Genomic DNA, 10346 nt, shown 5'->3' with positions numbered 1-10346 from the left:
TCTCAGGCTTTCCTCCGGGCGCTTCCCTTCGGTCTTGCGTTTCCGACTCTATCAGATCTTTTTCCGATCCGATTTCCTCGGTGCTTTCCAGGTTCCCGCTTTTGTTTCGCGGTTTCCTTTCCGGCGGTTCCGACTTTATCAGAAGTTCTGAGTCGGTTTTCCCGGCCCCTCCCGGGGACTGCTTCCGGGGCGTGAAGCTCCCGGGTTCCCGTTCAGGCGGAGACGTAAACGTACTGGAGCGGGGCTCCCCGATGCAAATCGGGGAGCCCCGCTCCAGGTTCACGCGTACGGCTGGCCGTACGTCGCTCAGACCTCGACCACGACCGGCAGGATCATCGGCCTGCGGCGATAGGTGTCGGAGACCCACTTGCCCAGGGTGCGGCGGATGAGTTGCTGCAGCTGGTGGGGTTCGACCACGCCGTCCTGGGCCGAGCGTTCCAGGACCTCGGCGATCTTCGGGGTGACGTCCGAGAAGGCCGAGTCCTCGATGCCCGAGCCACGGGCCTGGATGTGCGGGCCGCCGGTGATCTTGCCGGTGGAGGAGTCCACGACGACGAAGACCGAGATGATGCCCTCGTCGCCCAGGATCTTCCGGTCCTTCAGGGCCGGCTCGCCGACGTCACCGACCGAGAGGCCGTCGACGTAGACATAACCCGCCTGGACCTTGCCGGAGATCTTGGCCTTGCCCTCGACGAGGTCGACGACGACGCCGTCCTCGGCGATGACGATGCGGTCGTGCGGGACGCCGGTCATGGCGCCCAGCTCGGCGTTGGCCCTCAGGTGGCGCCATTCGCCGTGCACCGGCATCAGGTTCTTCGGGCGGCAGATGTTGTAGAAGTACAGGAGCTCGCCGGCGGACGCGTGGCCCGAGACGTGGACCTTGGCGTTGCCCTTGTGGACGACGTGCGCGCCCCAGCGGGTCAGTCCGTTGATCACGCGGTAGACCGCGTTCTCGTTGCCGGGGATGAGCGACGACGCCAGGATCACCGTGTCGCCCGGGACGATGCGGATCTGGTGGTCGCGGTTGGCCATGCGGGACAGGGCCGCCATCGGTTCGCCCTGGGAGCCCGTGCAGACCAGGACCACCTCGTGGTCCGGAAGGTCGTCGAGGGTCTTGACGTCCACGACCAGACCCGGCGGGACCTTGAGGTAGCCCAGGTCACGGGCGATGCCCATGTTGCGGACCATCGAGCGGCCCACGAAGGCGACCCGGCGGCCGTACTCGTGCGCCGTGTCCAGGATCTGCTGGATGCGGTGGACGTGGCTGGCGAAGCTCGCCACGATGATCCGCTTGCGGGCGCCCGCGAAGACCGTGCGCAGGACGTTGGAGATGTCCCGCTCGGGCGGCACGAAACCGGGTACTTCGGCGTTCGTGGAGTCGGAGAGAAGGAGGTCGATGCCTTCCTCGCTCAGACGTGCGAACGCGTGTAGATCCGTGAGACGGCCGTCCAGCGGGAGCTGGTCCATCTTGAAGTCGCCCGTGTGGACGGCCATGCCCGCCGGTGTGCGGATGGCGACCGCGAGGGCGTCCGGGATCGAGTGGTTGACGGCGATGAACTCGCAGTCGAACGGGCCGATGCGCTCGCGGTGCCCCTCCGCCACCTCGAGGGTGTACGGGCGGATCCGGTGCTCCTGGAGCTTGGCCTCGATGAGTGCGAGGGTCAGCTTGGAGCCGATCAGCGGGATGTCCGGCTTCTCCCGCAGGAGATAGGGGACGGCGCCGATGTGGTCCTCGTGGCCATGGGTGAGGACGATGCCCTCGACGGCGTCGAGGCGGTCCCTGATGGACGAGAAGTCCGGCAGGATCAGGTCGATTCCGGGCTGCTCCTCCTCGGGGAACAGCACACCGCAGTCGACGATCAGCAGACGGCCGCCGTACTCGAAGACCGTCATGTTCCGGCCGATTTCGCCGAGGCCGCCGAGTGGGGTGACCCGGAGGCCTCCCGCGGGGAGCGGCGGGGGCGGGGCGAGTTCGGGATGCGGATGACTCAAAAGACTCTCCTCAAACACGCACGCCACGTACCGGTGGGCACGTGGCGCGCATGACGTTCGTGCAGAAGCAGTTGTCGTTGTGGATTGCAGGCACCGGTGGCCTGCCTATTCAGTTGTGAAGTCTGTTGTCAGAGCTGTACCCCGCCCGCGGCAAGATCGATCTTGAGCTGTTCGATCTCTTCGGGTGAGCACTCGACCATGGGCGAGCGCAGCGGGCCGGCGGGCAGGCCCTGCAGGGCGAGCGCCGCCTTCGTCGTCATGACGCCCTGGGTTCGGAACATGCCCGTGTAGACCGGGAGCAGCTTCTGGTGGATCTCGGTGGCCTTCTGGACGTCACCGGCGGTGAACGCCTCGACGAGGGCGCGCAGGTCCGGTGTGACCACATGGCCCACCACGGAGACGAAACCGACCGCGCCCACGGAGAGCAGCGGCAGGTTCAGCATGTCGTCGCCGGAGTACCAGGCGAGGCGGGAGCGCGCGATGGCCCAGCTCGCGCGGCCCAGGTCGCCCTTGGCGTCCTTGTTGGCGACGATCCGCGGGTGCTCCGCGAGGCGGACGAGCGTCTCGGTGCTGATCGGGACGCCGCTGCGGCCGGGGATGTCGTAGAGCATGACCGGCAGCTCGGCGGCGTCGGCGACGGCCGTGAAGTGGCGGTACAGGCCCTCCTGCGGGGGCTTGTTGTAGTACGGGGTGACGACCAGGAGGCCGTGCGCGCCCGTCCGCTCGGCGGCCTTGGCCAGTTCGACGCTGTGGTGGGTGTCGTTGGTGCCGACGCCGGCGACCACGTGGGCGCGGTCTCCGACGGCCTCCAGGACGGCTCGTACCAGGTCCGATTTCTCCGCGTCGCTGGTGGTGGGTGACTCACCGGTGGTGCCGTTGACGATCAGGCCGTCGTTGCCTGCGTCCACCAGGTGGGTGGCGAGCCGCTGGGCGCCGTCGAGGTCGAGTGCGCCGTCCGCCGTGAAGGGCGTGACCATGGCGGTGAGGACCCGCCCGAAGGGGGTCTGCGGAGTGGAGGTCGGAGCCATGGGTAACACGCTACTCGTTGCTCGCCGTCGGGTCTGCCTTCGGGGGGTGTGGAAAAGTCATGACAAAGAAGGAGCCCGGCACTGCCTGCTCGGGGGTTCAAGCAGTGCCGGGTCCGTTTGATCAGGCTAGATGAACTTCTCCAAATGCCGCAATACGGACACTTCGCCCGGATGATCCGTACATACGTCTCCGTCGCTCGACTTCGTTACGCCCCTTACGGTGCGACGCGGCCGTTGGCGTTGAAGGCGGCGTACGTCAGGGGCATGAGCTTGGCCCACTCCGCCTCCATCCTCTCGCCCACCATCTCGATCTCCCGCTGCGGGAAGGACGGCACCTTCGCCAGCTCGTGCTGGGTGCGCAGGCCGAGGAAGTGCATCAGCGAGCGGGCGTTGCAGGTGGCGTACATCGAGGAGAACAGGCCGACCGGGAGGACCGCGCGGGCCACCTCGCGGGCGACGCCGGCGGCGAGCATCTCCTGGTAGGCCTCGTAGGCCTGGCGGTAGGAATCCTCCATGGTGCGGCCGACCAGCTCCTGCTGGGCCTGGGTGCCCTCGACGAAGACGTACTTGCCGGGGCGGCCCTCCTGGACCAGCTTGCGGGAGGCGTCGGGGACGTAGAAGACCGGCTGGAGCTCGCGGTAGCGGCCCGACTCCTCGTTGTAGGACCAGCCCACGCGGTGCCGCATGAACTCGCGGAAGACGAAGATCGGGGCGCTGATGAAGAAGGTCATCGAGTTGTGCTCGAACGGGCTGCCGTGCCGGTCCCTCATCAGGTAGTTGATCAGCCCCTTGGAGCGCTCGGGGTCCTTGCCCAGCTCGTCCAGCGACTGCTCCCCGGCGGTGGAGACGCGGGCGGCGAACAGCACGTCGGCGTCGGAGGCCGTGTGCTTGATCAGCTCGACGGTGACATCACTGCGGAAGCCGGGCTTGAGGTCATCGGCTGGGGTGTCGGTCACGGTGTGGAGGGTCCTTCCATCGCGTCTTCGGAGCGGCGTCAACTTTACGGGGGCCGTTGAGCCGGACGGTCACGGGCATGCCGCGGGATTCGTGCGGGACGTCTGCTGATATTGGGCACGTTTTCGGGCACTCGCTCGTCTGTATCAGTGACGACGTCCAGTGACAGCGTCCACTCGAAAGCTCCCAGGAGGAAGTACCCACCATGTTCCGCCGGCGTGAACCCGTACCCTTCGCCTTCCTCGCCGAGGCCGACAGGTTCCGTAGCAATGTCGCTCCCCCGCCTCCCGAGCGGTCCTCCGTGAGTCAGATAGCCGGGCGGTGGCTGCTGGGGCTCACCATCGTGGCCGCGCTCGTCGGCTCCCTGGTCATCGGGATGCCGGCGCTGAGCCTGGACCACTCCTCCGAGACACAGCAGTCACAGGCGTCCCACGGGCGCTGACGCCATCCGGACCCCAATAGTGGTGAGCGGGGACACAGGCGGATAGCCTCACCGGGCACAGCCCCAGCATGGATCGAGTGAGGACCAGCCGTGCCCCTGCCCTTCCTGACGGCCGACCGCGCGTTCGAGGCGACGGAGGACGTCGCGTTGCCCTTCGACGACCGTGAGCGCTGGCGGCGCCCCTACCGGCCCGGGCCCTGGCGGGTCGGGGTCGCCGCGTTGGCGCTGCTGCTCGCCTCGTATGTGCTGTTCGCTGCCGTCATCATCGCGTTGACCGGCGCGGTGTCGGAGGCCGGCGCGGTCTTCGGCTGTTCCCTGCTGGTGATCGCCTGCGCGCTGCGGCTGCTGCGGATGGGCGTGTGGGTGAGCGACCGCGGGCTGCGCCACGTGGGCTTCCTCTTCACGCGCACGCTGTCCTGGGACCGGGTCGTGGCCGTGCGGACCGTGCAGCAGCCGGTGCGCTGGCTGGGGCTGCCGCGGACCGTCCAGGGCCAGGCCCTGACGATCGTGCGGCGGGATCGGCCCGCCGAGGCGGGCGCGCCGTTGCTGACCACGCACGGGGCGGACTTCCTGTCGCGCCCCGAGGCGTTCGACCGGGCGTCGGACGCGGTCGAGGCATGGGCCGCGGAGAACCGGCGCGGCTGATTCCGCGCACACGTACGAAGGGGCCGGTCCGCCACAGGTGCGGGTCGGCCCCTTCGTCGGTGGTCGGCTCAGGCCGGCTCGACGCGCTTGCCGTCGTGCAGGCTGATCGCCTGTTGCATCGCCTTGCGGGCGCGCGGGGTGTCGCGGGCGTCGTGGTAGGCGACGGCGAGGCGGAACCAGTTGCGCCAGTCGTCGGGGGCCGCCTCGGTCTCGGCCTTGCGCTTGGCGAAGACCTCGTCGGCCGAGTCGCGGTCGACGCGACCGCCCGGGGTGCGCTTCAGCTCGTCGACGGGCAGGCCGCCTTCGGCGTCGAGTTCGGCGGCGAGGGCGTTGGCCCGGCGGACGAACTGGGTGTTCTTCCACAGGAACCAGACGCCGATGACCGGCAGGATCAGCACCGCCACACCGAAGGTGACGGTCAGCAGCGTGCCGGACTGTATGAGCATGACGCCGCGGCTGCCGACCAGGACGAAGTAGAAGACCAGGACGGCTGCCGTGAGGGCGTAGGAGAGCTTGGCTCGCATGTCGGTCTCAGCCGAGGTCCAGGAAGTGTTCCAGGCCGAAGGTGAGGCCCGGCGTCGTCACGACCCGGCGGGCGCCCAGCAGGATGCCCGGCATGAAGCTGCTGTGGTGCAGGGAGTCGTGGCGGACCGTGAGGGTCTCGCCCTCGCCGCCCAGCAGGACCTCCTGGTGGGCCAGCAGGCCGCGCAGGCGGACGGCGTGGACAGGGATGCCGTCCACACTGGCTCCCCGCGCGCCGTCCAGGGCGGTCGCCGTGGCGTCGGGCGCGGGGGCCGTGCCCGCCTCGCGACGGGCCTCGGCGATGAGCTGGGCGGTGCGGGTGGCGGTGCCGGACGGGGCGTCCACCTTGTTGGGGTGATGGAGTTCGACGACCTCGACGGATTCGAAGTACGGGGCGGCGATCTGGGCGAACTTCATGGTCAGGACGGCCCCGATGGAGAAGTTGGGCGCGATGAGCACGCCCGTCTCCGGGGAGTCGGCCAGCCAGCCCTTGAGCTGCGCGAGACGCTCGTCGGTCCAGCCGGTCGTGCCGACCACGGCGTGGATGCCGTGCCCTACGCAGTAGTCGAGGTTGTCCATGACCGAGGCGGGCGTGGTCAGTTCGACCGCGACCTGGGCGCCGGTCTCGGTCAGCGTCCGAAGCTTGTCGCCGCGGCCGAGGGCGGCCACCAGCTCCATGTCCTCGGCGGCCTCGACCGCCCGTACCGCCTCGGAACCGATCCGGCCGTTGGCGCCGAGGACCGCCACGCGCAGCTTGCTCATCGTTGTCGTTTCCTTACAGGAGTGGATCAGGCCACAGCGTCGTGCAGCCGGGAGGCCTGCTTGTCCTTGAGCGGGCCGATGACCGACAGCGACGGGCGTCGGCCCAGGATGTCGCGGGCCACGGCCCGCACCTCGTCCGGGGTCACGGCCGCTATCCGGGTCAGCATGTCGTCGACCGACATCTGCTCGCCCCAGCACAGCTCGCTCTTGCCGATGCGGTTCATGAGGGCGCCGGTGTCCTCCAGGCCGAGGACCGTGGAGCCCCTGAGCTGGCCGATGGCGCGGCCGATCTCGTCGTCGGACAGGCCCTGCTCGGCGACCTGGTCGAGTTCGTCCCGGCAGATCTTCAGCACATCGTGGACCTGGGACGGCCGGCAGCCCGCGTACACGCCGAAGAGGCCGCAGTCGGCGAAGCCGGAGGTGTACGAGTACACGCTGTAGGCCAGGCCGCGCTTCTCGCGGACCTCCTGGAACAGGCGGGACGACATGCCGCCGCCGAGGGCCGTGTTGAGCACGCCGAGAGCCCAGCGGCGGTCGTCCGTGCGGGCCAGGCCGGGCATGCCGAGGACGACGTGCGCCTGCTCGGTCTTGCGGCCGATCAGCTCGACGCGGCCGGCCGTGCGGATCGCGCGCCGTCCGTCGCGCGGGGCGATGGGTGCGGCGTCGGGGCTGTTGAGGGCGCCCGCCTTCTCGAAGGCCGCGCGGACCTGGCGTACGACCTTGTTGTGGTCGATGTTGCCGGCGGCCGCGACCACGAGGTGGGTGGGGTCGTAGTGCTTCTTGTAGAAGCGGCGGATGCGGTCGGCGGTGAGGGCGTTGACCGTGTCGACGGTGCCGAGGACCGGGCGGCCGAGGGCGTTGTCGCCGAACATCGTGTGGGCGAAGAGGTCGTGCACGCAGTCGCCGGGGTCGTCCTCGGTCATCGCGATCTCTTCGAGGATCGCGCCGCGCTCGACGTTGACGTCCTCTTCGAGGATGAGCGAGCCGGTCAGCATGTCGCAGACGACGTCGATGGCGAGCGGCAGGTCCGTGTCGAGCACGCGCGCGTAGTAGCACGTGTACTCCTTCGCGGTGAACGCGTTCATCTCGCCGCCGACGGCGTCGAGCGCGGAGGAGATGTCCAGCGCGGACCTGCGGGTCGTCCCCTTGAAGAGGAGGTGCTCCAGGTAGTGCGTGGCGCCGTTCAGGGACGGCGTCTCGTCGCGGGAGCCGACGTGCGCCCAGATGCCGAAGGTGGCCGAGCGCACCGAGGGGAGGGTTTCGGTGACGATCCGCAGGCCGCCGGGCAGGGTGGTCTTGCGGACGACGCCGATGCCGGCCGTGCCCTTGATCAGGGTTTGGGTACGGGCGACGGCCCGCGCCTCCGAAGAGGTGCGGGCCGTCGCCGTGGAGCTACGAGACGTCACTTGTCGGTGTCGTCCTTCTTGTCGTCGTCACCCGCGGCGGAGCCGCTGTCGGACTCGGCTTCGCCCTCGACCACGGGGATCAGGGAGAGCTTGCCGCGGGAGTCGATCTCGGCGATCTCGACCTGGACCTTCTGGCCCACTCCGAGGACGTCCTCGACGTTCTCCACCCGCTTGCCGCCGGCGAGCTTGCGGATCTGCGAGATGTGCAGCAGACCGTCCTTGCCCGGGAGCAGCGACACGAACGCACCGAAGGTGGTGGTCTTGACGACCGTACCCAGGTAGCGCTCGCCGACCTCCGGCATGGTCGGGTTGGCGATGCCGTTGATCGTGGCGCGGGCGGCCTCGGCCTGCGAGCCGACCTGGGCACCGATGTAGATGGTGCCGTCGTCCTCGATCGTGATCTCGGCGCCGGTGTCCTCCTGGATCTGGTTGATCATCTTGCCCTTCGGGCCGATGACCTCACCGATCTTGTCCACCGGGATCTTGACGGTGATGATCCGCGGGGCGTTCGGGGACATCTCGTCCGGCGTGTCGATCGCTTCCATCATCACGTCGAGGATGTGGAGGCGGGCGTCGCGGGCCTGCTTGAGGGCCGCGGCCAGGACGGACGCCGGGATGCCGTCCAGCTTGGTGTCGAGCTGGAGGGCGGTGACGAACTCCTTGGTGCCGGCGACCTTGAAGTCCATGTCGCCGAAGGCGTCCTCCGCACCGAGGATGTCGGTGAGGGCGACGTAGTGCGTCTCGCCGTTGATCTCCTGGGAGATCAGGCCCATGGCGATGCCGGCGACGGGGGCCTTCAGGGGCACACCGGCGTTCAGCAGCGACATGGTGGAGGCGCAGACCGAGCCCATGGACGTCGAGCCGTTGGAGCCGAGGGCCTCGGACACCTGACGGATCGCGTAGGGGAACTCCTCGCGCGTCGGCAGGACCGGCACGATGGCGCGCTCGGCGAGGGCGCCGTGGCCGATCTCGCGGCGCTTCGGGGAGCCGACGCGGCCGGTCTCGCCGACGGAGTACGGCGGGAAGTTGTAGTTGTGCATGTAGCGCTTGCGGGTCACCGGGGAGAGGGTGTCCAGCTGCTGCTCCATGCGGAGCATGTTGAGGGTGGTGACGCCCAGGATCTGGGTCTCGCCACGCTCGAACAGCGCCGAGCCGTGCACGCGCGGGATGGCCTCGACCTCGGCGGCGAGCGTACGGATGTCCGTCAGCCCGCGGCCGTCGATGCGCTTCTTCTCCTTGATGACGCGCTCACGGACCAGGGACTTGGTCAGCGAGCGGTACGCGGCGGAGATCTCCTTCTCGCGGCCCTCGAACTCCGGCAGGAGCTTCTCGGCGGCCAGACCCTTGACGCGGTCCAGCTCGGCCTCGCGCTCCTGCTTGCCCGCGATGGTCAGCGCGGAGGCCAGCTCCGGGCGGACGGCGGCGGTGAGCGCCTCCAGGACGTCGTCCTGGTAGTCGAGGAAGACCGGGAACTCGCCGGTGGGCTTGGCGGCCTTGGCGGCGAGGTCGGCCTGGGCCTTGCAGAGCACCTTGATGAAGGGCTTCGCGGCGTCCAGACCGGAGGCGACGACCTCCTCGGTCGGGGCCTCGGCGCCGCCCTTGACCAGCTGGATGGTCTTCTCGGTGGCCTCGGCCTCGACCATCATGATCGCGACGTCGCCGTCCTCCAGGACGCGGCCCGCGACCACCATGTCGAAGACGGCGTCCTCGAGCTCGGTGTGCGTCGGGAACGCGACCCACTGGCCGTTGATCAGCGCGACGCGGACGCCGCCGATCGGTCCGGAGAAGGGCAGACCGGCCAGCTGCGTGGACGCGGAGGCGGCGTTGATCGCCACGACGTCGTACAGGTGGTCGGGGTTGAGCGCCATGATCGTGGCGACGACCTGGATCTCGTTGCGCAGGCCCTTCTTGAAGGACGGGCGCAGCGGGCGGTCGATGAGGCGGCAGGTGAGGATCGCGTCCTCGCTCGGCCGGCCCTCACGGCGGAAGAAGCTGCCGGGGATCTTGCCGGCGGCGTACATCCGCTCCTCGACGTCCACCGTGAGGGGGAAGAAGTCGAGCTGGTCCTTGGGGTTCTTGGATGCGGTGGTGGCCGACAGCACCATGGTGTCGTCGTCCAGGTACGCCACGGCGGAGCCGGCGGCCTGCTTGGCCAGGCGGCCCGTCTCGAAGCGGATGGTGCGGGTGCCGAAGGAGCCGTTGTCGATGACGGCCTCGGCGTAGTGGGTCTCGTTCTCCACTAGCGTTTTCTCCTCGTCTTCGTCCCGCGCTCTGCCCGTGTGGCAGGGGGACGGTTGCGGAGAGGCGCGCCGTGCGGTGCGGGCCGGTCTTCGATCGAAGCACCCGGGGATCTCTTTCCCGGGGGCCACTACCGAGGACCGGCGGCGGTGAGGTGCGCTTCTCCTCGTTCGGTGTTGCGTGGTGACGTTTACCCGCAGCGAGTACACGTCATCACGCTGTGTCGTACGTATTGCGTTGTGCTACCACACTACAAAGCGTTGGTGACACTCCGCACGTTTCCGCACGAAGGCGGGGTGTACGACGGCCCCTGCCATGCGTCCTGTCGTGTGTCCTGTTGTGCGTACAGCAAAAGGG

The 10346-nt window shown here is 68.8% G+C and carries 9 protein-coding genes; 2 read left to right on the top strand and 7 right to left on the bottom strand.

The genetic code is table 11. The annotated features are described in order from the left end of the window. Positions 1 to 306: 306 nt before the first annotated feature. From ACZ5SK_RS25435 to thyX, 3 genes are all read right to left on the bottom strand, one after another. Entirely contained in the window at positions 307 to 1992 is a 1686-nt protein-coding gene (locus ACZ5SK_RS25435; protein WP_319675260.1) for a ribonuclease J, read from the bottom strand. 128 nt (positions 1993 to 2120) lie between these two features. Then, the gene (dapA, locus tag ACZ5SK_RS25430; RefSeq protein ID WP_334576722.1) at positions 2121 to 3020 is read right to left on the bottom strand and encodes a 4-hydroxy-tetrahydrodipicolinate synthase; all 900 of its coding nucleotides are present in this window, start codon (positions 3018 to 3020) and stop codon (positions 2121 to 2123) included. Between the two features lie 215 nt (positions 3021 to 3235). Continuing rightward, positions 3236 to 3976, bottom strand: coding sequence for an FAD-dependent thymidylate synthase (gene thyX, locus ACZ5SK_RS25425; RefSeq protein WP_079659122.1), 741 nt, complete (start codon positions 3974 to 3976; stop codon positions 3236 to 3238). Positions 3977 to 4179: 203 nt separating this feature from the next. Between thyX and ACZ5SK_RS25420 the strand changes: the two genes are divergently transcribed. Together ACZ5SK_RS25420 and ACZ5SK_RS25415 are read left to right on the top strand one after the other, a co-directional pair. Next, positions 4180 to 4416, top strand: coding sequence for a hypothetical protein (locus ACZ5SK_RS25420; RefSeq protein ID WP_079659123.1), 237 nt, complete (start codon positions 4180 to 4182; stop codon positions 4414 to 4416). 90 nt (positions 4417 to 4506) lie between these two features. Further along, positions 4507 to 5061 carry a hypothetical protein gene (locus tag ACZ5SK_RS25415; protein ID WP_361704937.1) on the top strand — a complete coding sequence of 185 codons (555 nt, stop codon included), beginning with the start codon at positions 4507 to 4509 and terminating at the stop codon, positions 5059 to 5061. A gap of 68 nt (positions 5062 to 5129) precedes the next feature. Here the strand turns inward: ACZ5SK_RS25415 and ACZ5SK_RS25410 are convergent, their stop codons facing one another. The 4 genes from ACZ5SK_RS25410 to ACZ5SK_RS25395 are packed head-to-tail and all read right to left on the bottom strand — an operon-like array spanning position 5130 to position 9991. After that, entirely contained in the window at positions 5130 to 5585 is a 456-nt protein-coding gene (locus ACZ5SK_RS25410) for a tetratricopeptide repeat protein (RefSeq protein WP_334576725.1), read from the bottom strand. 7 nt (positions 5586 to 5592) lie between these two features. Next, on the bottom strand, positions 5593 to 6345 hold the full coding sequence (gene dapB, locus ACZ5SK_RS25405) for a 4-hydroxy-tetrahydrodipicolinate reductase (RefSeq protein WP_334576726.1): 753 nt from the start codon (positions 6343 to 6345) through the stop codon (positions 5593 to 5595). A 26-nt stretch (positions 6346 to 6371) separates the two neighbouring features. Further along, entirely contained in the window at positions 6372 to 7751 is a 1380-nt protein-coding gene (locus tag ACZ5SK_RS25400; RefSeq protein WP_079659127.1) for a M16 family metallopeptidase, read from the bottom strand. Further along, positions 7748 to 9991: a polyribonucleotide nucleotidyltransferase gene (locus ACZ5SK_RS25395; RefSeq protein WP_079659128.1), complete on the bottom strand. Its 2244-nt coding sequence runs from the start codon at positions 9989 to 9991 to the stop codon at positions 7748 to 7750. Before ACZ5SK_RS25395 ends, ACZ5SK_RS25400 begins: the two co-directional genes overlap by 4 nt. Positions 9992 to 10346 lie beyond the last annotated feature (355 nt).

The organism is Streptomyces sp. NPDC031474 (genome assembly GCF_055581185.1).
This window is presented reverse-complemented; position numbering and strand designations above follow the sequence as displayed.

Excerpts from the sequence above, each read along its gene's own strand:
- dapA (WP_334576722.1), bottom strand. The coding sequence starts at position 3,020 with ATGGCTCCGACCTCCACTCCGCAGACCCCCTTCGGGCGGGTCCTCACC.
- ACZ5SK_RS25410 (WP_334576725.1), bottom strand. The coding sequence starts at position 5,585 with ATGCGAGCCAAGCTCTCCTACGCCCTCACGGCAGCCGTCCTGGTCTTC.
- dapB (WP_334576726.1), bottom strand. The coding sequence starts at position 6,345 with ATGAGCAAGCTGCGCGTGGCGGTCCTCGGCGCCAACGGCCGGATCGGT.
- ACZ5SK_RS25420 (WP_079659123.1), top strand. The coding sequence starts at position 4,180 with ATGTTCCGCCGGCGTGAACCCGTACCCTTCGCCTTCCTCGCCGAGGCC.